We start from the raw sequence: 21,227 nt of genomic DNA on the forward strand, positions 1-21,227 counted from the left end.
ATTACAATCAAATGTAAGCACTCTATTAAAATAATAAACACTACACAATCTTTTGATAGGCTTTGAGACCCTGCTGAAGTTAGCTATTCTTATCACTGTGAAAATCGAACAAACTATTTACTCTTTTTAAATTCTTTATCAATATTTTCCAATAAGTTTTTATCTGTTAAAACATCGTATCCCGTATAAGCTAATGCTAGTGCACCATTAACAAGTGCTTGACGGCCTTCTTCTGATACTGTTCTATCAGCAAATTCCTGGGTATGTAATACTAACTCTGTATCATTCAATCCAATAAATGGATGAATTGCTGGTACGACACGACTTACATTTCCCATATCAATAGATCCATTACTATGTTCAGCAGTTAGAACCGGTTGAACGGTGATTTCTTGTAAATTCTTAGTGAAAGCTTGGGATAGATATTGATTTGTAACCATATTATGATAGCTTATTTGATAATTTGATATTTCAAGCTCAGAACCCGTCATAAGGGCAGCACCATTTGCGATATTTTTTATTTTTTTTACAATTTCATCTAAAGTGGAACGTTGTTTTGCTCTAATATAAAATTGAGCGACTGCTAAATGTGGAACAATATTCGCGGCTTGACCACCTTCAGAAATAATCCCGTGCACACGAACATCTGTCGGCAAATGCTCTCGAAGTGCATTTATACCATTAAAAAGTTGGATAACACTATCCAGTGCATTAATTCCATGTTCAGGAGCCGCAGCTGCATGCGATGCTTTTCCTTTATATTTGAATTGAAGTGCATCTACCGCCAAAGTTGTTCCACTTTCAACGGATACATTATTAGGATGGAGAATCATCGCAACATCTACACTTTCGAATACTCCTTCTTGACTCATCGGAACTTTGGCACCATTCGTTTCCTCTGCCGGAGTACCTAATACGACAACACTTCCCCCTATTTCACTTATCAGCTTGCTAATAATAATACCAGCGCCCACACTCATCGTACCGATCAAATTATGTCCGCACCCATGGCCAATTTCAGGCAAAGCATCATATTCTGCTAAAAAGGCTATTGTAGGACCAGCTTTTTCACCTTTAAATTCAGCTTTAAAAGAAGTTGGACGGTCAACCAATCCTGTTTCAATCCGAAAATCGTGTTCAGACAATAAGTTTGTCAGTAGTTGCATTGATTCAAATTCCTTGTCACCGAGTTCAGGGTTTCTGTACATCTGATCACTGATTTCCCAAAGTTTTGACTTTATATTATCTAATTCATGTTTAAGTGTATCTTTCACTTTTAACATCACCTTCCTTATTTTTCTGATTATGTTTTCTAAATATATTGTTTGTTATCAATCGGGCTATTATTAAGAAAATTACTCCGACACTCACTATGAGAAGAAAATAAGGAAAAATCCATTTAATCCAACTTACATACGGAATACCCGCAATAGCTAAGCCACCCAATAGTACTCCTACTGTACGGAAGATAATATTTGACACTCCATCCCCCATTTGGAGAACAAGTACTGTTGTTTGTCTCGTTAATCCCATCATATCTCCCAATGGAGTGATAATTGGCATAGTTAAAGCTGCTTGCCCACTGCCAGAAGGAACTAAAAAGTTAAGAGATAACTGAACAAAGAATAACCCGATTGCATTCAACGCTGGTGGAAGGCTGCCAAACAAATTGGTAGAATAATATAAAATAGTATCTAATATATCACCATTTTTAATGATAACTAATATTGTATATGCAAAGTCTATGATTAGGGCACATGAGGTCATACCACTTGCTCCTGAGACAAAACCATTCGCAACCTTATTAATAGGCATACCAGAAATGAACCCCATAATAATTCCGCTATGTAAAAACAATCCGCCAATTTCACTTAAAATACCATTCTAATTTGATTACTCCATATACTAATCCGATAAACGTAAGTCATAACATAACCAAAGAAACAAAATGCCTTTTACTCATTTTAAAATTTGAGTCAAATGTGAGATGTAAAGGCACCATATGTACCAATGGACAGATTTTTCTTTACTTTATTCGCATGGCGGAAAATATAAAACACCGTACAAATATACAGTACGACAAAAAGTGCTATACGTAATCCCATCCCTGAAAAAAGAGGGAGATCCGCATTTCCTTGAGCAACTCCTACATTACATGGGTTGGTAATACTTGTTAGGAACCCGGCCATCGCTCCAAAACATACCATTGCATAACCAGTCATTGCATTGTAATCAAGCACAATTACCATCGGAATAGTAATTCCATATGGTAAATTGATGGCCATATTACTTCATATGGCCACCAATTCTATCTAACTTTTAATAGACACATAGGCTCTCTAAGAGCAAGTGGTTAATCAGCTAAAACTTATCCGTGATTTGGACGGAAAGATGAAATGTATTCGTCCGAATCTTGGTATTCCAATACTCCTACTGCTTCTACATCTACTACAACCATATAAGGTTTCTTGCTTGCGATTGCATTCGCTAACCCTTCCTTGAACTCATCGACCGAGCGTACTTTCTCTGATTCGAAGCCCATGGATTTTGCCATCATGACGAAATCAGGGTTTACCAAGTCAACAGCTGTTTGTCTGCCATAGGCTGCTTCTTGGTAGTATTTTAATATTCCGTAGCCGCCATCATCGAATAATAGGACAACGATTGGTGCATTTTCTTGAACGGAAGTGATCATCTCACCCGCATTTACCATGAATCCGCCGTCACCAGCAACGAGAACAACAGGTTTTTCCGGTTGGCCAACTTTGGCACCAATGGCCATTGGCAAGCCTTGTCCAATACCGCCGCCAGTCATGTAGAGGTAATTTCTCGGCTCGTGAACATCGACTAATTTGTTTGCCCAAGTGTATCCAGGGATTGTAACGTCTGTCACCAAAACTGTGTTTTCAGGAAGCTGCTCATTCATGATCGCAGCAAGATCACCGTAAGGCCCAATCGTGCTGCAAAGGTCGACACGCACGCCATCGCGGACAGCTTTAACTTCTTCCACATAAGCTGCATCAGAAGTGATTTCCTTGTCAGCCAACGCTTTGTTGATCTCTTTTAAAACAGCTTTCGCATCGCCGACCAGACCGTAAAGTGTATCGAAGTTGCGGTTGAACGCATTAGGATTCAAGTCGATATTGATGTGATTTTCAGGTACTGGAGATGTCCAGCCATTTGTCTCACCGCCACGGAAACGGACGCCGATGCTGATAAGCAAATCAGACTTTCTCAAAAGCTCCTCAAAGCGAGGGAACCACGCGAAGTTTCCGATGCAAAGCGGATGTTCTTCAGGGATGGAACCTTTTCCAGATTCACTTGTGACGACTGCCGGCTGGATTTTTTCAACCAAAGCCAAAAGTTCTTCAGATGCGGCTGAATGAATCACTCCATCTCCTGCCCAGATAACCGGTCTTTTTGCAGCAGCGATTTTTTCTATCACTTCAGCCGGAAGGTCGATTTTCACTTCTGTATCTAGTTCAGCTTGCACTGCAACCAAGTTGTTTTTCGGAATGATTGTCGCTTGGAAGTTCGTCGGGATCTGAACAGTCACAGGTCCTGTAGGAACAGTTTTTGCTTCTTTGATTGCTTTTTGCATAAATGGCGTAATCAATTTCGGACGCTTCAGAAGATAAGCAGCTTTGTTTGCTCCTTCCATCATTTTCAACTGGTCTCTACTTTCGTGGATGTAACGTTGGTCCGTTCCGATATAGTTGGAATCTGCCTCACCTGTAATATGAAGAAGCGGAGTTCCAGAATTCCATGTTTCAGTCAATGAACCTGCGCCATTTCCTGCGCCTGCTCCTGTACTTGTCAACACAACGCCAATCTTGCCAGTCGCACGTGAATAGGCATCTGCCATATTGACTGCACCGCTTTCACCGCGAGCAGTTGCCATGCGGATTTTGCCATTGCGAAGCATCGCATCATATATTGGCATATTGTGGATACTCACGATTCCAAAAATGACCTCGACGCCCTCCTCAACCAATTCTTCTACGATTGCATCTGCAACTGTGAATTCCGTTTGATTATTCATTGTAATATCCCCCAAGTATGTTTATTAATATATTTCTATGAATCTTACTCTCTTGGTTTAACGGAAAGTCCAGTCCAGTTACCCCATCCTGAATTCATATGTCTAAAAAACAAATCCCCACTGTCTTACGGAGATTTCCCTTTAAGCCTTCTCCTTCAATTCCTGAAACAAATGGTCCTCTTCCTCAATTTTTTCATTTTTTTGTAGCTAAACTTACGTTATATGACAAAGTTAATGACCAAAATGACTAAAACTGTATCGAAGCCCCAGATTTATGTCGAAAGGTTCTGAATAATGTGGCTTGTCGTATCAGTAACGATGAGCACTTCGGAAGGCATTCTTGCCATTCGGAGTGCTTAATATAAGCTTTGTGCCCCTGGTACCTGAAGACGGATAGTCACTTAGTCCTGAGATTTTTTGCTTTCCTTAAAAAAGAAGGCATTCTACTATCTAGTTCCTTCTTTCACTCACCATTGATGGCGTTTTCATAAAGGCCGTGGAAAAATTTAATTGCATACTCAGTTGGAGAATAAACTCCGTATTTGAAGGCATTCGTGTGGAAACCTTTTTGCAATAACTCCACAAGATCGAAATCTTCATTTCTGACCTGATCCACGAATCGAATCAGTTCTTTCTGCTCCTCATTAATTTCATCTGATTTAAAGTAGTAGCTATAGATAGCCAGCGATTTATCCGGAGCCAGAGGCAAGATTTGGCTTGTCGTCATATTTCCGGATTCTCCAGGATAGATGCTCACCATCAAGTTCGGCCATACCCAATAGAAATTTGCGTGCTCCTCTTGATCTTCATTTGTTTTGTTTGTCAGTTTGGAATATTGACATGAAAAATTGTCATGCAAATCAATGTGGTAATTTTTCATATCGAAGGTTTTTGAAAACTCAGGGTGTGCAATCGTACAATGGTCACACTCCAAATAGTTATCAACTACCGCTTTCCAGTTGGCATCAATGACTCTTTGTGTTACGCGAATCTTTTTCAATGAATCTAAGAACGTGTATTTTTCCAAGTTGGCCATCAATTCTCCATATGTTTCCGCCATCGGTCTTGCCTCTGGGTTCAAATTTATGAAGATCAATGACTGAAATACTTCAAGCTTCACTTGTGTCATGCAGCTATGGTTACCTAATTCATTTGTATCAAAGTTTGGTGCCCTATTCAATTTTCCGTTCAATTGAAATGTCCAGCCGTGATAAGAACACATGAAGACCTTTTTATTTCCTTGTTCGTTTTTTTCCACTTTCGATCCTCTATGTGGACAAATATTATAAAAAGCATTCAATTCATTATTTTTATCCCTGCTGATGATTAATGGCTGATCTGCTAAATCAAAAGTGAAAAAGTCTCCAACTTTCTCCACTTGACTTGTGTGTCCGGCTAAAATCCAGTTGTTTTGGAAGATTTTTTTCTTTTCCTCTTCAATTATTTGCGGGTTCACATAATTATCGTATGGAAGAGTGTGTTCCAAGGTCTGATTTGTTTGTAACTGTTTCATTTTTTCCATTCCCCCTATCCCTGAATAAGTTTTCTCCTAAAATTCAATTGCAAATTTCATGCCAACTACTTTTTTATATAAAATCCAATATTGACGAAGTTTTAAAAAATGAAAGCGAGTTCATTAGCGTTCAGAGTGTGTACCTAAACTCACTCATTGGCACTAAACTACTTCGTCTTTTAAAGAAGCTGCAAACGGTTCTTCTTCCACTTTGATTGAGTTTGTAGGGCAACCATCGCAGGCATCCTCCAAATCATCAACAAGATCTTCCGAGACTGGCATGGTTCCTTCATTAAAATCCAAAAGGCTAAAAGAAATTCCTCTTTCATCATAATCAAAGATATCTGGAGCCACTGCCCCGCAGGCTCCGCATCCAATGCAAGTATCCCTGTCGACTTTTACATATAACGCCATCGATAACCACCCCTGTAAAATTCACTTTAAACTAATGATTTTTCTTTCTTCGTTTCTTTTTCTTCCATTAATGTTGTACTGTGCACCGTCTTCAATTTAGTTTTCGGATCCATATACACTTTTGCGTTGCTGACAGCAATTGGTGCTTCGCCAAAACCGGTCGCTATCAATTTCACTTTTCCTTCATATGTGCAAATGTCGCCAACTGCATAAATACCTTCTATGTTCGTTTCCATTTTGGAATTCACTACAATCGAGTTTTTCTCGATTTCCAATCCCCAATCTTTAATTGGTCCAAGTGAAGAAATAAAGCCGTAATTTACGAGTACACCGTCAACATCCAGTTCGAATGTTACGTCATATTTCGCATGTTTGACTATCACTTTTTCTACTATCTCATCTCCGAAAAGTTCAACCGGAACATATGGAGTCAATATCTCCACCTTCGACCGATTTAATAATTCTACACTGTGCTCATGAGCACGAAATTGATCCCGGCGATGAACAATGGTTACTTTTTCTGTGATTGGCTCCAACATCAACGCCCAGTCAACTGCCGAATCTCCTCCGCCAAACACGACCACTTTTTTACCTTCAAACTGTGCTAAGTTTTGAACGGAATAATGTAGATTCGTTTCTTCGAATTTGTCTTCCCCTTCAAGCTTTAGCTTGCGTGGTTGGAAAGCACCGTTTCCTGCGGTAATAATGATTGTTTTCGAATAGTGAACTTCCTTATCCGTTTCAATGGTGAAAATGCCTTCTTTATCTTTTTCCACATGTTCAACCAATTGTCCGAGACAGGTTTGAACTTCGAACTGATTCATTTGTTCAACCAGGTTGCTGACGAGTTCTTGTGCCTTCACTTTAGGGAATCCAGCAACATCATATATAAACTTCTCGGGATAAAGAGCCGATAATTGGCCACCTAACTGTGGCAAACTCTCAATAATTTTCACGGATGCTTGACGCATGCCTGCATAAAAAGCGGTGAATAATCCCGCCGGTCCTCCGCCAATAATAGTAATATCTACAATCTCACGATGATCTCCCATTTAAGTGCCCTCCTTCATCCACCTATTTACAGTTCGAAATATTTCATCTATTATTAAGTGCAAAGTGATAAGATTTTATTGGCGTAACAAATCTTTAAATGAAAGCGCATACACACAAAACCCCACTCTTCTTGCTGTACTCTATAATACTTGCAATAACCGTGCCAACTTTTAAAGAGCGGCGAAACTACATGCTAATTCACTAAATCGTACTATATTCATTTTGTTTGAACGTTATTGTACTCAATTTGAGTTCTATCGAACTCACATTATGTTTTTCAGGAGGTCACACCATGACACTATCCAATTTTTTAACCAATTTCGATTTGGATATGGAAACGCTTATTAAAATTTTGGATTATTCTTCTGATGAAATTTTTGTTTTGGATAAGAATATGAAAATTATTTATGTAAATGATGCCTGTAAGAAGCATTATGGCTTAAATAAGGAAGAAGTTATGGGGAAATTAAGCTTGGAATTAGTGGATAAAGGCTATTGGTATCCCTCGATTTTCCCCGATATATTGGAAAGAAAAGAACCGATTATGATTAAACAAACCACTGTCCTCGGTGCAGAGCTGCTCACTTCTGCTGTCCCTATTTTAAATGAAAAGAAGGAAGTGGAATTGGTTGTAACAACCGCAAGGGAATTACAAAGCTATAAAATGCTGAAGGTAAAAGAAAAGGATTCAGATCAAAGTAAAGAAACGGAAGACCCATTCGCCAGCATCATCACCAATAATGAAAAAATGAAAAATGTACTGAAGTTTGCCCAGAAGGTAGCGGCTGCAAACTCTACTATATTAATTCTTGGTGAGTCCGGAACAGGTAAAAGCGTTTTGGCCCAATATGTCCACGAAAACGGCAGCAGAAAGAACGGTCCCTTTTTAACAGTCAACTGTGCAGCCATTCCTGCCGATTTAATGGAGTCCGAGCTTTTTGGCTATACACCAGGATCTTTTACCAATGCAAACCGTTCCGGAAAAAAAGGGCTGCTGGAAAGTGTTAATGGAGGTACAGTGTTTCTTGATGAAATCGGGGACATGCCTTTGCCTCTTCAGGCCAAAATGCTTCAAGTCATTCAGGAGAAAAAATTCATTCCTATTGGTGGAAATAAAGAAAAGACGGTGGATATCCGTATTATTGCCGCTACCAATAAAGACTTGAACGAAATGGTGAAAAATAAAACGTTTCGGGAAGATTTATATTACAGGCTGAACGTAGTGGATATCGAAATGCTTCCCCTTCGAGAAAGAAAGGAAGATATCAGCCCGCTCACTTATTATTTCTTATATAAATTTAATCGAAAATATGAAATGAATAAATTAATTTCGGAAGATTGTCTCAAATGGCTGACCCATTATTCCTGGCCAGGAAACGTAAGGCAATTAGAAAACCTCATCGAAAAGCTTGTCATTACAAGCGATGATGTCATCGCCATCGATGATCTACCCGAAGGCGTTTATAACCATAGCCAGCTGCAGATTGAAAAAACTGCCCCCACTTCCCTCAATGAGGCGATAGAATTGGCAAAAAAAGAGATGGTTCGTACATCTTATAAGCTGAATCGAAGTTCAAGGCGTGTAGCCAAGGATCTACAAATCAGCCAAACATGGGCAACCAAATTGATCAGAGAGTATTGTCAGGGCTTGCATGGGGATTGAACATCCAGGAGGATGTTGCGAAGCTTGGCTTGTTTGTCTGAGGTAATGAAATATAAGCCGTTTTTGTACGGATCCCGAGCCAAAAGCACTCGCCTTCCTTAACTTCGATGAGATTGATTTAGTTTCGAGGATCCAAATTCATTTTATATCCTTAGTCACTAGCATTGCATATGACTAATACCTTCTTTCATAATAGGTTGCAATTGTTAAAATAATTAAATCCCAATCTCTTAATCATATAAGTGAGAAATTGGGATTTTTAATAATGGAATATCCTTAACGTTGTAAATCCGCGTTTTCCTGACGCTACCCCATAAATAAGTATTGACACCTTTCACCTGTAAAGGCCGTTTAAATTGCATAAAACTTTATAAAATCGTACAAAGGCATTTATGACAGGCAAAAAATATGTACTGGTAGCTCATTATTGAGATTTTTTTAATTACTGATTGAAAAAACGTCTAAAGGAAGGTCCGAATATGTCCGATCCATGAGTCGCTTAAAAGTACCTGTGAAATAACGAACCAAAAGGTCTTATTAAGAATGTAAGTTACCTCACAAGTTACACACTTCCCGTAATTCCCGCTTAATCTCTCCTCTCCCGTTTTGACTTGAAATATATAATTATCCATATAATATTAATCAATATTTTTTATATTATCATCTAACCAAAGATTCACTTTTTATGGATATTTATTCTGTATCCTTAACCCGATTACCTTGTTGAACTAAACTGCCCCGTTAGCTCCTTAAGAGCTGCCAACGCAACTCCCTTTTCTTGAATAAGCACATAACTTTGTATTAGCTGGTATTCCCCCCTTAAAGAGAGTTACTTTGTCACAGGGCTTCAACCTTAGGATTTCTCCACCAGTTGCCTGTCAGCTACCGAACGTCTTGGCACTTACTCGGCTTGGACTTTCGCAACTAGCAATTAACGGCTTGCTGGGCACACATGCAGGAAGCAAAGAGACAGTTCTTGTGCTTCACCAGCAAGTGAATGAAGCAGTAGAACCGTCCCCGTGCATCCTATCCTTAATTTAATTTTCGTAGATAACCTTATCGTTCACAATTGTCTTAAGTACTTTGATTTCTTTAATTTTTATAGGGTCAACTGTTAACGGATTTTCTTCCAGAACAACAAAGTCCGCAAATTTTCCTTTTTCGATTGAGCCTTTTTCATTTTCCTCGAAGTTTTGCCATGCTGCATCACTTGTTACTGCGCGAAGTGCCTCTAATGGTGTAATTCTTTGCTCCGGACCAATCACTTTGCCGCTTCTTGAAATCCGGTTAACAGCAGACCATACTGCCTGCAGCGGGTCCATTGGGGTAATGTGAGAATCAAGATGAATGCTAAATTTAATACCACGATCAATGGAAGATTTAAGAGGGCTCATCATAGCTGCACGTTCAGGCCCCATGAATATATCCCTGTGCTGATCGCCCCAAAAGAAGGTATGGGAAACAAAATATGATGGTGTAACACCCAGTTTCATCATTTCATCCAATTGATCTAATCTAGCCATTTGAGCATGCTCAATACGATGACGGGCATCCTTACGCGGATACTCCTCCTGGGCAGTACGGAAGGCGTAAAGAATATCATCAATCGCTGCGTCTCCGTTACCATGAATCGCAATTTGGTATCCAGCCTTATGCAAATCCACTACTCGCTTCGTTAATTCCTCACGACTTGTCGCCGGATATCCCCGATAATTTGGATCATCTCCCGGAGGCACGTGGTACGGTTTACTTAAATAGCCGGTGTACCCTTGAATAGATCCATCATGAGACAGCTTCACCGGTCCAATCTTCAGCATATCACTTCCGAAACCTGTTACAATACCACCTAATTCACCAGAGGTTATAACGCCACCAAACCCGGCACCCATGGCTGTAATCCTTAACGGCAGCAAACCTTGCTTCTGATATCTTTGTAAATCAATAAGACCCTGTTTATTTGCCCCAGCTATAATCGAGGTCGTTACACCTTTTGAGATATAATCCTTGACAGCCTTTTTAAACGCTGCAAGATTTTCCTCTTCTGTAACAACAGGAATATGCTTGCTTACAAGACCTTTAGCAGATTCCTCTAATACCCCAGTCGGTTCTCCTGTCTTAGGATCTCTTACGATTACTCCACCAGGTGGATCGGGAGTATCTTTTGTAATTCCTGCCAATTTAAGTGCAACACTATTAGCTACTGCTAAATGTCCGGAAGTATGTCCGATATAGATTGGATGCTCCGTTGATACCTTATCCAGATTTTCACGTGTCGGGTGACGTCCTTCCGCTAAAAGTGTCTGATCGTACCCTCGCCCGAGTATCCATTCACCTTCGTGGGTTTCCATAGCTCGATCTTTCAAGGCAATGATCAGATCATCAATATTTTTAATACGACCTACCGGAGGACTATTTAAATTAACTTGAACAGTCCCATCCATTCCGGAGCTCGGAAAATGACTGTGGGCATCATAGAATCCCGGTAATAACACATTATTCATTAAATCAACGACTTTCGTGTGCCGTCCCTTTAACTTACCAATTTCCTTATTTGAACCAACGGCAATGATTTTTCCGTCCTTGACTGCTACGGCTTCGGCAATGGTAGCACCTTTGTCCATGGTGATAACTTTTCCGTTAAAGTAAACAGTGTCAGGTGCAAGAGAATCAAGATGGTCTGGAAGTGTACCTGAAGAAAAGCCTACTAATGCAAGCACAAAAACTAGGGAGAAGATAAACAAATTTCTTTTACTTAAAAAATTTCTTTTCAAGAAAAAACCCCTTTTCTAATTTAAGATCCTATCCATAACACCTCTTGATTTATGCCATATACACCGATGATGTTCTAAGAAATATTTCATTTAAACAACTAGAAAGAGCCCCCCTCCTAAATGCTGTTGAAAAAGATTCATAAACATCGTGATGTCCGTACCAATATTATACAAAATATTCTGAATTTTATATAGGGATATATATAAAATGGTTATTTTTCTCCAAAATTCATTAGGATGGCCCAATTGTTGAACAAAGATCAAAGAGCACCGTTGAACTAACTTGACTTTAGTCCCATAAGAAAAAGAGCTGCCGAAGCAACTCCCTTATTTAAGTAAATTGCTATCAAAATGGAAATACCGAAAGAGGGAATTATCGATAGTCCTATTTGTCTATTTTATAAAAAAAAAGCAACTGCTTAATCAACAGTTGCTTTTTAACTTGTTTCCGTAATAGAAAAAATTAATTGATATGAAAGATTCCATTTCTATCATTTGCAAAGGAATCCCGCAATGTTGTTTTTAATATTTTCCCCGATGGGTTGCGTGGGAGTTCATGGACAAAGTCTACCGATTTTGGTTTCTTATAGCCGGCTAATTTTCCTTCGCAGTAACTAATGATATCTTCTGTTTTGAGATTAGCCCCTTCTCTTTGTACAACAATGGCTTTAACCGATTCCCCCCACACGGCATCCGGTACTCCGATCACCGCAACATCGAGAATCCCGGGATGTGAATAAAGTACTTCCTCAATTTCACGCGGATAAATATTAACACCGCCGCTAATCAACATGTCTTTCTTTCGGTCTACAATATAGTAAAATCCATCCTCATCCTGCAACGCCATATCTCCTACTGTAAAAAAACCATGATAAAACGAAGCGGCGTCAGCATCCGGATTGTTATAATAGCCGTCTAAGTTGTACGGAGATTTAAAATACAACTCCCCTACTTCACCGTTCGAAACTGGGTTCTTCTCGTCATCCAAAATTACACATTCCACAAGCGGGAAAGGATGTCCCACTGAAAGTTCCTTCCGGCGAATGTCACCCGGTTTAATGTTCAGTGTAATCGCACTTTCAGTCGAACCGTAAAATTCGTTCAAATCGGTATTTTTGAAAAATTCCAGAATATCCATTTTTGTTTGTGTCGGCAGCGGCGAACCTGCTGAAATCAACACGCGCATAGAGGCGATGTCATGCTTTGTTTTTGTGTCTTCCCTCGTGTTGATCAAGAAATTGTACATCGTTGGTGCAAGGAACGTATTTGTGATCTTGTATCGCTCAATGTCTTCAAGCACCTGTTCTGCATTAAATGATTCATGAATGACAATGGTGCCGCCCACGAGCAACTGCATGACAAGAAAAATCCATGGGGATGCATGATAAACGGGCCCGGCAACAAGGTGAATATCTGATTCGTCAATCTTGTATTCATAAGCTGCGGCCATTCCTGTCAGTATTCGGGATCGATGGGAAATGACTACTCCTTTTGGTTTTCCGGTCGTACCGGAAGTGTAGCCCAGATAGAATGTATCTTTCTCATGAACCTCAATGTTCGGTTCATCATCACAGTCTGAAGCAAGAAAATCTACATACCCTTCCATATTTTCATTGGACGCACCACCCACTACTAGTACGGTGTCTAATTGAGAGTTGTTTGGAAGCAACTCTTGGGCAATCCCTTCATATTCTTTTGAAATAATGAATCCCCGGCTTTCAGAGTTTCTTAGTATATATTCTACTTCCGGTCCAACCAGGCGATAGTTTATCGGTACAATGATGACTCCGATTTTAGACAGCCCGGCCATGATTTCGACAAAAACAACATGATTCTTTAACATGACAGCTACTTTATCGCCTTTTCGAAAGCCACGTCGCAAGAAAGCGTTTCCAATTTTGTTCGCACGAATGTTTAACTCTTCATATGTCTTGATCGTATCTTGAAAAATAACAGCCGGCTTATTTTTGTACTTACTTGCATTTTGCTTTATAACTGTACCAAATGTCAGCATACTCTCCATCAGTCCCCACTTAAATAAATATAATTTTAAGAAAATTATATCATTTTAAAATAATCTGGTAAAAAAATATTATCGAGCTTTTTTATACCAACCATTAGTTATAACTGAGACCCCTGCTTTAATTTATAAAAACATTAAAAAGCCTAATTAATAGGCTTTTCAACTGGATAATTGTCTCTACTTCTTCTTCCAAATATTGATTTCTAATTATTTCAAAACTTTTTTTAGCTGCTCTACTTTTCTTTGAGTTGTTTTTGTTCCTTATAAATTTTATTCAATGTTACTGGTACAATTTCATTTGCAAAGCCTATCTGTTGGTTTGGGTATGGTGTATTTCCATGATAGTTCTAGAAAATTTAATGATTTTATTACATCAGAACTAAATCTTTCATTTATTTCTTTGGTTAATAACGATATAAAACTGGGATCAATTTCAAATTTTATTGCTTTAAGATAGGTATATTCATCGCTTAACTTTTGAAGCAATATTTCTCCCCCTTTCAACACCTTTTTAGAACTCTCCATTCTTTCCTTTCCACGCACCTTAACATCAAAATCAGGATAATTAGTTTTTAAGTAATCATCTACTCAATTACGTCGTTGTTTATGTGGTTCAGTACTTTGTTTTCTAGTAACAATACCAATCTTTCAAATTTTAAAAATCTATAAGCACCTTCTTAATTTTCTTAAAGGTAATATCCTGTGACTTTTTCAAATAATTTTTACACCAGAACCAACTAAGTCGCCGACTACTTTTACTTTAATTAGCAATGCATTTCCAGGTAAATACGAAAGTGGTATATCTTCTACAGAAACCACCGATATAGTGGCATTATTTGCTCCCGCCTTTATTGCTTCCTCAGTAGCTAACTTTTTAGCATGATGGATAGCATCTTCACGGGAAATTCCTTCTAAACTATAAACCTTTTCAACTTCACCACTAATTTGACCAAGTGCTGCTCCAATTGCATTTGCGGCCTCAAAATGTTTTGGCCTAAAGACCTCTGAAACCCCTTTCAAAGAATTCGAAACAATAATGCTCCCACCACCTGATAAAATAAGTGGTACTTCTTTTGAGCTCGTTTTCATTTGATCAATTGCATCCTCTAACATATCTGTCATTTTTTTATATACATTATTACAAAACTCAATTGATAATTGGTCAACCTGCATTGCTTTATCCTCAAAAGCATGTCCTAAACGCGTCACAACATCTGAAGTAGTTAATACATCTCCACCGAAAAGAAGTGCTTTTCTGGTAATCTCATAGCCTACACTCTCCGGTCCAATCGTAAAATTTTCGTCTAATCCAAAAATGCGAGTTCCACCGCCCAGCCCAATTGATAAAATATCAGGCATCCTAAAATTAGTATTCACACCACCAATTGTTACAGCTAAAGAAGACTGTCTTGGAAATCCTCTTGTTAATACACCAAGGTCACTTGTTGTTCCTCCAACATCAAGTACAATGGCATCCTTTAATCCTGATAAATGGGCTGAACCTCGAATAGAGTTTGTTGGACCGCACCCCATGGTCAGAATTGGATAACGAAGGGCATAAGCCGCATTCATTAATGTCCCATCATTTTGACTGAAAAACATTTCCGCTTTAATATCGAGATTACTTAATGCCTTAGAAAATCCATTAATAACAGTTTGACCTGTTGTCATTAAGGCTGCATTTAAAATAGTGGCATTTTCACGTTCTAGTAAACCGATACTACCAATTTCATTAGAAAGAGAAATAGGGATACCTCCAAGCTCTTCCTTTACCCAGATTGCAACATTTTCTTCTTGTTCTTTATTTACAGGCGCAAACACACCCGAAATAGCAATACTTTCTACACTCCCCTTTATTTCTTTACAAAATTCCAACACTTCTTCTCTATTTATCTCAGAAATCAATCGTCCATCGAATTCATAGCCACCAGAAACCATAGTGGAAGCTCCTTCAATTTCTTCTCTTAAATCTTGTGGCCAATCTGTAAACGGAGGGATAGCTGTTGTAGCAGGCTTCCCAATTCGAATAACACCTACTTTATTTAGACGTTTACGCTCAACAATAGCATTCGTACAATGCGTTGTTCCAAGCATGGCATATCCAATATCACTAGGCTCTATTCTGCTTTCTTGTACCACTTTTGCGATGGCTTCAAAGATCCCACTTTCTACATCTTTTGTAGTTGGTACTTTAACCGTATGAATTACTTGTAAACGTTCGTCTAATAAAGCTGCATCTGTATTAGTTCCTCCAACATCTACTCCTAAGCGATACATTATCTTCTCTCCTTCTGTAGAACTTCTACTGGTTGATAGTCAAAATCGTACCCAAAATAACGAGGTCCTGCTGTTTCAATTCCCTTTGGCGTTCTCCATTTATCATGGCAAGGAAATGCAACGACTACAACACGTGTACCATATTTCATTCTTTCTGTTGTAATCGGGAAACCTGTTTCAGCATCTAAAACAGCAATCAAATCTGGTGTAGAACATAATAAATGCTCGCCTTCTTTCGCTACTAAATGCTCGTTTTGAAAATAGATGGAAAATGTTTTCCCTTGGTCATTACGACTACCTTCCAACTTTGCACTACCTCTTGTAAAGCCTCCACTAAGCCTCCGTTCAATGTCTGCTATTTTGCCTTCAAACAAACAATATCCATTTAATTCCTCTAACATTTTATTGATTCCTATTTGTTCTTTCACTTGATTATCTAACAAATATTCACCTATTCGTTCAACCAAAGAAAGTGTATCAGGAATAACCGACGTCTTGACATCCTTTCCAAACAGACTATATTCACAAACGGATGAGCTTCCTCCCATTTCAATCGTGAGAGCACGTGCTAATCGTTCTGTCCACACTCCATCTTGTGGATACAACACGACCGTGTTTCCTTTTTCATCAGCCATTGTAACAGGTGATGGGTCAAAACCGTCCAAATAGAAGGTGACCATTTGTGCTTCTGGAAACGCACGCCCCATCGCATCCGCATCTAACATTGGCAAACCTTTTTTAGCAGCAGCGATAATTGGAAATAAAGAGTTGATCCCCCCTACTTCAATTGGCATTACCACATCGACTTTTCTCCCCAGCACTCTTTCTAACATTTCCAATGGTGCTGTCATTTCATGTTCTGACGGTATTTTTTCAATTGCGACAGTTGGGGCACCCATACCAGATACAGTTACTACCAACTGGTCATCCTCTAATTCATCTAATGAAATTAACTTCACAGGTCCATATTTTCTAATGGCTTCTATCGCCATCAATTTCCCAATATAGGGGTCTCCACCGCCGCCTGTTCCTAAAACGGCTGCACCTAATGCGATTTTTTCAACTGTCTGTTCATCTATATATCTCATTTTCCAAACTCCTCATTTTCTCTTTTATCGATCGTTACTTGTTGAAATGAATCCTTTTGTTTCAAAAGCTTTCCTAACACTGCTTGTACAATAAATCCACTTAAAACGCCATCAAGGGCAGAGACGCTTGTAAGGGAAAATAAGGATAATCCTGACGGCTGTGCAGTTGTCAAATAAGTAATCAGCATTCCAGCAACCCAGGCAATGATCGAACGAGTTACAATTGCCTTTGCCTCTAAATGTTGGTCATAGCGTTGGAACTCTGTTTTGACAAAAAAATATTCAGCTACATAAATACCACCAATCGGAGCAATTATAATCGCCAAAATATTTAAAAATGAAATAAATTGATCATAAATACCGAGAACTGCCAGGATTGTTGAAATGACTCCTAAAATAATCGTTAACCATTCTTTCGGAATTTTCGTAAAAACTATCGAAAAACCTAACGAAGAAGAGTATAAATTCGACGTATTCGTTGTCCATTGTGCGAGCGTTAATACGAGTATTCCTGGAATCGCCAGTCCAAGCGTGATAAAAATTTTCATCATATCATCAGTTCCCATTGCCTTTGACATTAAAATGGCTAGGATAATCATGAAACTGTTTCCAATAAAAATTCCGAAAAATGTAGCAATGATTGCATCCTTTTTACTTTTTGCCCAACGAGAAATATCTGGCTGCACCGTTGCTCCTACAATGAAGATACTAATAACAAGCGATATTGCACTGCCAAACGTATATCCTCCTGCTTTTGGAATACTTACGGGTATCGAATAATTTTTCAGCGTTAAAAATAAGGTGAACAGCATTAATCCTAATAATAGCGGCACAGACCACACGCTTAATTTCTCAATAGCCCGGTACCCAAAAATAGCGGTCGTCATCATCAGTAGACCGCCAATTAAAGAAAGGACTTTGACGTTGATGGATAAGTGAAAGGTGTCTTCTAAAACTGTGTGCGCATTGGTAGCAAAAAAGCCCACTTGTACCCCAAACCAACCAAGTAATGATATTCCGAGGACAATAGAAAACACTTGAGCACCGTATTTTCCAAATACATACTTTGTAATCATTGCTGTAGAAAGATTAGTGGAAGATCCAACAATTGCACAAATCGTACATAAAATGGATAGAAGGAGCGAACCGACACAAACCGATAAAATCGCTTGATTTATCGGCATCCCATTCGCTAATTCCGCGCCTAAAATAACCGCAGATAAGTCGACCCCGATAGCGACTAATACCGAAAACATCGAAAACCATGACCTTCGCAATTCCTTTGGTACAGCCTCCCGTGCAAAATCTGAAGTAACTTTTTCCTCTTTCATAGACGCAGCCCCCTATTTATTGTCACAATTTGTTTTTTTTACTTTCATCAGAGTAAACTGCTTTTTTTATGATCGTTATGAATTCCATTCCAATAAATGCTCCAGGTTTGCTCTACCCGTCTTTTAAATTTGTCTTCCTGGTGTTGATAATAGAGCAATTCCAAAAAGATCCCGTCCATTAAACATAGGAAGGAGGCAATTAAGTCATCAATAGGTTGATTTTTTAACACCCCTTGCCTAATTCCCTCCGAAAAGATACTTTCAAGCATCTCACCAAGAACCTCTTCCATCTCGCTAAACGTTTCTTTTACTTCATCGTTTAAAGTCGGAGGAAGGAAGAAGGTAAATTTCATATAGGCTGCCGTTTTCTCAGGTTGACTTAAATGATAATGACATATCGCTTCTAATATTTGATAGAGCTTTTCTTTTACCGTTCCATTTGTTAGATTGTCAATGGAACTTTTTATGTGACGGTGATTATCTTGCAACAAATCCTTATATACAGCCATAAATAGATCTTCTTTACTTTTATAAAAAGCATAAATGGACGGCGTTTTAATACCCACCTCTTTAGCAATGCTTGAAAGAGTTGCACGCTCATAGCCTTTCTCAGATAATTGCTTGTAAGCAACGTCTTTAATTTTATTTTTCGTCATCAACATACCACCTAACTAATTTAGTTAGGTGTAATAATACTAACTATTCTGATAAATTACAATAGCTAAATTCTGAAAATTCTTTCAACCAACTGGTGAAGTTCAGTTAAAGGGCAAATATGAAAGATCGGCTGTCGGTCTGTTTCTTTTGAAAAAACATCCTTCACAAAATAGGCCTAGCTTTCGCTCTAGGAACAATTCTCTCTAATCGATTAAATTAAAAATCACATCTCCATTAGAGGAAGTAACTTCTCTTTTCTTAACTCATTAAAACCTTTAATTTGAGAAGGTAGTCCTTTCATCCAAGTATCATACGCATTAAAATCAAGCAATTTATCTTCCATTATTTTTCATTCCTTACTGATATTAGACCTACAAATAAATTTTACCACCTAATTTTAAAAGTTCCCCCTAGGGTTTAATTACCAATAAAAAAAATATTGGAATTTCGACTATATCCATGGAAATGATGCTATGATTAACCAGTCCTTGAGACAACTAGTTATTTTACATACAAACGGGGGAAATTCAATTGAAGAAAATGGTCATTGCAGGAGCACTCCTTAGTTCTTTGTTTGTGGGAGAAGGTGTTTCAGCTGCTGAATACACTGTTAAATCAGGAGATAGCCTATGGGAAATTTCAAATAATTTCAAGGTAAGTGTGTCAGAAATAAAAACTCAAAATAAATTAACCTCTGACACTATTTATGTTGGACAGGTTTTGCAGATTGCGGATTCTAAACCTTCCACAAATGAAACATCAAATCAAAAATATACGGTTAAATCAGGAGATTCCTTAAGTAGTATAGCGAAAAAGTATAATACAACAACCACGAATCTACTAAGCTTAAATCCGCAAATTTCTAATCCAAACTTAATAAAAGTTGGACAAGTAGTAAATGTCCCAAATGGAACGACAGGCAGCGTTACACCATCTAAACCTAGTGTGGATAAAACGAGGGAACAAGTGGCTAATGCTATTATTGAGTCGGGAAAAAAGTATTTGGGGGCTCCTTATCAATATGGTGCGTCACCAAACCAAACAACAACATTTGATTGTTCTTCTTTCACGCAGAGAGTCTTTAGTGAAAATGGAATTAAATTACCAAGAACCTCTACAGAACAATCTAAAATCGGAACAACAATCCCACTTTCAGAAGCGAAAAAAGGGGACCTGTTATTCTTTGCTACAGACAATAACGGCGTGATAAATCATGTCAGCATTTATGTAGATTCATCAACAGTATTACATGCTGCCACATCCAAAGGAGTATCCATTGCAGATACGAAAGCTTATTGGATGCCTAGGTTTGTAAAAGCAGTACGCGTTTTTAACTAATAATTTTGGAAGACCATTCTACGGAATGGTCTTTTTACTGGATTTTTTATCTGCAAAGGGATTCAATTAAATAGAAAAAGTTCACTTTTTAATTAAAGAAATTAGGAAACATAAAGCGAGGTTTTAACATTAATCAAGAGTTTCCTTCATCAAAAGCAACAAAGTTTACGAAAACAGCCATTTTTTATAAATAAGGTACACTCTATTGATAAGATCTTGGTTTCTTGATGTATTAGCTTGATAGACTCTCAATAACACCTATCAAAAATACTATTGAAAAGAGGGAAAAAATGATTTATGGATATGCTCGAGTAAGTGCACAAGATCAAAATCTAGATAGCCAAATTGAACAAATGAATCTCGAAAGGGGTAAGTGTTTTCAAAAGTAGACCCTATTACATCGCATATAGCAAGTTCTTCTAGGGGCGAGTGGGAGCAAACATCTTATGATGCTTCACTATTGATAATGGTCGAAATTATAGCCTTCGCATTGAAGGTATTTATAATATTAATGGTATAGCGACTGAGAAAGCCTTCACTATAGAATTTAGTTGCGATAAATCAGGTAATATTCTTTGATATATTAAGGGAATTATTTATGATTCTTTCTTTCGAAGTTGCTTTATCGATTTTCTTGTTTAACTAACTGGGGTGTTTGCGGAACAAGGCTCAGTGATTTGATCAAACTTAATTTTAAAGCTACAGGACTCCAAATCTGATGATATTAGAAGCTACAACTGTTCGTATGGTTTGTTGTTTCAGTGCCATAGAAGAGAGACCTTGGATTATTATCCAGGTCGCTAATCATTTTACTGCTCAGTTTATTCGTACTGTTCAATTATCTATTGATAGTAATACTCATAATATCTTTAGATTTGAACGAAAAACTTTTAATCTTAATAACGTCCTCTTTACCATTTGACCACTCAGACAGTGCCTTAAATAATTCCACATCTGGCACACGAGACAAATCAATCCAATCACTCTTAAGTTTAACTACGATTTCAAACATAATTATACCTCACCACTTTCTTCACAGTTTGGGACGGATCCAATA

The 21,227-nt window shown here is 38.2% G+C and carries 18 protein-coding genes; 3 read left to right on the top strand and 15 right to left on the bottom strand.

Translation table 11 applies throughout. The features are described 5' to 3' along the window. Positions 1-113 precede the first annotated feature (113 nt). The 7 genes from ACQKMR_RS10130 to ACQKMR_RS10160 all read right to left on the bottom strand — a co-directional run bounded on the left by ACQKMR_RS10130 (position 114) and on the right by ACQKMR_RS10160 (position 7,021). A complete protein-coding gene (locus ACQKMR_RS10130; protein ID WP_427697177.1) occupies positions 114-1,274 on the bottom strand; it encodes a M20 family metallopeptidase in 1,161 nt (386 codons plus the stop codon). Continuing rightward, entirely contained in the window at positions 1,258-1,878 is a 621-nt protein-coding gene (locus tag ACQKMR_RS10135; protein WP_427697200.1) for a hypothetical protein, read from the bottom strand. Before ACQKMR_RS10135 ends, ACQKMR_RS10130 begins: the two co-directional genes overlap by 17 nt. A 98-nt stretch (positions 1,879-1,976) precedes the next feature. After that, positions 1,977-2,285, bottom strand: a complete 309-nt coding sequence (locus tag ACQKMR_RS10140) for a hypothetical protein (RefSeq protein WP_427697178.1) — start codon at positions 2,283-2,285, stop codon at positions 1,977-1,979. A gap of 83 nt (positions 2,286-2,368) precedes the next feature. Further along, the gene (locus ACQKMR_RS10145) at positions 2,369-4,042 is read right to left on the bottom strand and encodes a thiamine pyrophosphate-binding protein (protein ID WP_427697179.1); all 1,674 of its coding nucleotides are present in this window, start codon (positions 4,040-4,042) and stop codon (positions 2,369-2,371) included. Between the two features lie 463 nt (positions 4,043-4,505). Continuing rightward, a complete protein-coding gene (locus ACQKMR_RS10150; RefSeq protein WP_427697180.1) occupies positions 4,506-5,555 on the bottom strand; it encodes an aromatic ring-hydroxylating oxygenase subunit alpha in 1,050 nt (349 codons plus the stop codon). Positions 5,556-5,717: 162 nt separating this feature from the next. Then, a complete protein-coding gene (locus tag ACQKMR_RS10155; RefSeq protein ID WP_427697181.1) occupies positions 5,718-5,969 on the bottom strand; it encodes a ferredoxin in 252 nt (83 codons plus the stop codon). A gap of 26 nt (positions 5,970-5,995) precedes the next feature. Continuing rightward, positions 5,996-7,021, bottom strand: coding sequence for an NAD(P)/FAD-dependent oxidoreductase (locus ACQKMR_RS10160; protein WP_427697182.1), 1,026 nt, complete (start codon positions 7,019-7,021; stop codon positions 5,996-5,998). A gap of 293 nt (positions 7,022-7,314) precedes the next feature. Here ACQKMR_RS10160 and ACQKMR_RS10165 point away from each other — a divergent pair, with 293 nt between their 5' ends. Both ACQKMR_RS10165 and ACQKMR_RS10170 read left to right on the top strand, forming a co-directional pair. After that, on the top strand, positions 7,315-8,685 hold the full coding sequence (locus ACQKMR_RS10165) for a sigma-54 interaction domain-containing protein (protein ID WP_427697183.1): 1,371 nt from the start codon (positions 7,315-7,317) through the stop codon (positions 8,683-8,685). 834 nt (positions 8,686-9,519) lie between these two features. Further along, the gene (locus ACQKMR_RS10170; RefSeq protein WP_427697184.1) at positions 9,520-9,726 is read left to right on the top strand and encodes a hypothetical protein; all 207 of its coding nucleotides are present in this window, start codon (positions 9,520-9,522) and stop codon (positions 9,724-9,726) included. On the opposite strand, the gene ACQKMR_RS10175 is transcribed toward ACQKMR_RS10170, so the two are convergent. The 7 genes from ACQKMR_RS10175 to ACQKMR_RS10205 all read right to left on the bottom strand — a co-directional run bounded on the left by ACQKMR_RS10175 (position 9,723) and on the right by ACQKMR_RS10205 (position 18,831). Continuing rightward, positions 9,723-11,456, bottom strand: a complete 1,734-nt coding sequence (locus ACQKMR_RS10175; protein WP_427697185.1) for an amidohydrolase — start codon at positions 11,454-11,456, stop codon at positions 9,723-9,725. The genes ACQKMR_RS10170 and ACQKMR_RS10175 overlap by 4 nt on opposite strands. Before the next feature lie 463 nt (positions 11,457-11,919). Continuing rightward, positions 11,920-13,479, bottom strand: a complete 1,560-nt coding sequence (locus ACQKMR_RS10180; RefSeq protein WP_427697186.1) for a class I adenylate-forming enzyme family protein — start codon at positions 13,477-13,479, stop codon at positions 11,920-11,922. Between the two features lie 294 nt (positions 13,480-13,773). Further along, on the bottom strand, positions 13,774-13,965 hold the full coding sequence (sda, locus tag ACQKMR_RS10185) for a sporulation histidine kinase inhibitor Sda (protein ID WP_427697187.1): 192 nt from the start codon (positions 13,963-13,965) through the stop codon (positions 13,774-13,776). Between the two features lie 225 nt (positions 13,966-14,190). Then, positions 14,191-15,756, bottom strand: a complete 1,566-nt coding sequence (locus ACQKMR_RS10190; RefSeq protein WP_427697188.1) for an ROK family protein — start codon at positions 15,754-15,756, stop codon at positions 14,191-14,193. Beyond that, positions 15,756-16,844, bottom strand: a complete 1,089-nt coding sequence (locus tag ACQKMR_RS10195) for a DUF917 domain-containing protein (RefSeq protein WP_427697189.1) — start codon at positions 16,842-16,844, stop codon at positions 15,756-15,758. Before ACQKMR_RS10195 ends, ACQKMR_RS10190 begins: the two co-directional genes overlap by 1 nt. Next, positions 16,841-18,175: a cytosine permease gene (locus ACQKMR_RS10200; RefSeq protein ID WP_427697190.1), complete on the bottom strand. Its 1,335-nt coding sequence runs from the start codon at positions 18,173-18,175 to the stop codon at positions 16,841-16,843. The genes ACQKMR_RS10195 and ACQKMR_RS10200 overlap by 4 nt, the downstream gene beginning before the upstream one ends. 47 nt (positions 18,176-18,222) lie before the next feature. Continuing rightward, the gene (locus tag ACQKMR_RS10205) at positions 18,223-18,831 is read right to left on the bottom strand and encodes a TetR/AcrR family transcriptional regulator (RefSeq protein WP_427697191.1); all 609 of its coding nucleotides are present in this window, start codon (positions 18,829-18,831) and stop codon (positions 18,223-18,225) included. Positions 18,832-19,372: 541 nt separating this feature from the next. Here ACQKMR_RS10205 and ACQKMR_RS10210 point away from each other — a divergent pair. Further along, a complete protein-coding gene (locus ACQKMR_RS10210; RefSeq protein WP_427697201.1) occupies positions 19,373-20,170 on the top strand; it encodes a LysM peptidoglycan-binding domain-containing protein in 798 nt (265 codons plus the stop codon). 838 nt (positions 20,171-21,008) lie between these two features. Here the strand turns inward: ACQKMR_RS10210 and ACQKMR_RS10215 are convergent. After that, positions 21,009-21,182, bottom strand: coding sequence for a hypothetical protein (locus ACQKMR_RS10215; protein WP_427697192.1), 174 nt, complete (start codon positions 21,180-21,182; stop codon positions 21,009-21,011). Positions 21,183-21,227 lie beyond the last annotated feature (45 nt).

The organism is Peribacillus sp. NPDC096540 (assembly GCF_050278525.1).
GTDB lineage: Bacteria > Bacillota > Bacilli > Bacillales > DSM-1321 > Peribacillus.

Excerpts from the sequence above, each read along its gene's own strand:
- ACQKMR_RS10140 (WP_427697178.1), bottom strand. The coding sequence starts at position 2,285 with ATGGCCATCAATTTACCATATGGAATTACTATTCCGATGGTAATTGTG.
- ACQKMR_RS10145 (WP_427697179.1), bottom strand. The coding sequence starts at position 4,042 with ATGAATAATCAAACGGAATTCACAGTTGCAGATGCAATCGTAGAAGAA.
- ACQKMR_RS10150 (WP_427697180.1), bottom strand. The coding sequence starts at position 5,555 with ATGAAACAGTTACAAACAAATCAGACCTTGGAACACACTCTTCCATAC.
- ACQKMR_RS10155 (WP_427697181.1), bottom strand. The coding sequence starts at position 5,969 with ATGGCGTTATATGTAAAAGTCGACAGGGATACTTGCATTGGATGCGGA.
- ACQKMR_RS10160 (WP_427697182.1), bottom strand. The coding sequence starts at position 7,021 with ATGGGAGATCATCGTGAGATTGTAGATATTACTATTATTGGCGGAGGA.
- ACQKMR_RS10165 (WP_427697183.1), top strand. The coding sequence starts at position 7,315 with ATGACACTATCCAATTTTTTAACCAATTTCGATTTGGATATGGAAACG.
- ACQKMR_RS10180 (WP_427697186.1), bottom strand. The coding sequence starts at position 13,479 with ATGGAGAGTATGCTGACATTTGGTACAGTTATAAAGCAAAATGCAAGT.
- ACQKMR_RS10190 (WP_427697188.1), bottom strand. The coding sequence starts at position 15,756 with ATGTATCGCTTAGGAGTAGATGTTGGAGGAACTAATACAGATGCAGCT.
- ACQKMR_RS10195 (WP_427697189.1), bottom strand. The coding sequence starts at position 16,844 with ATGAGATATATAGATGAACAGACAGTTGAAAAAATCGCATTAGGTGCA.
- ACQKMR_RS10200 (WP_427697190.1), bottom strand. The coding sequence starts at position 18,175 with ATGAAAGAGGAAAAAGTTACTTCAGATTTTGCACGGGAGGCTGTACCA.
- ACQKMR_RS10205 (WP_427697191.1), bottom strand. The coding sequence starts at position 18,831 with ATGACGAAAAATAAAATTAAAGACGTTGCTTACAAGCAATTATCTGAG.
- ACQKMR_RS10210 (WP_427697201.1), top strand. The coding sequence starts at position 19,373 with ATGGTCATTGCAGGAGCACTCCTTAGTTCTTTGTTTGTGGGAGAAGGT.
- ACQKMR_RS10215 (WP_427697192.1), bottom strand. The coding sequence starts at position 21,182 with ATGTTTGAAATCGTAGTTAAACTTAAGAGTGATTGGATTGATTTGTCT.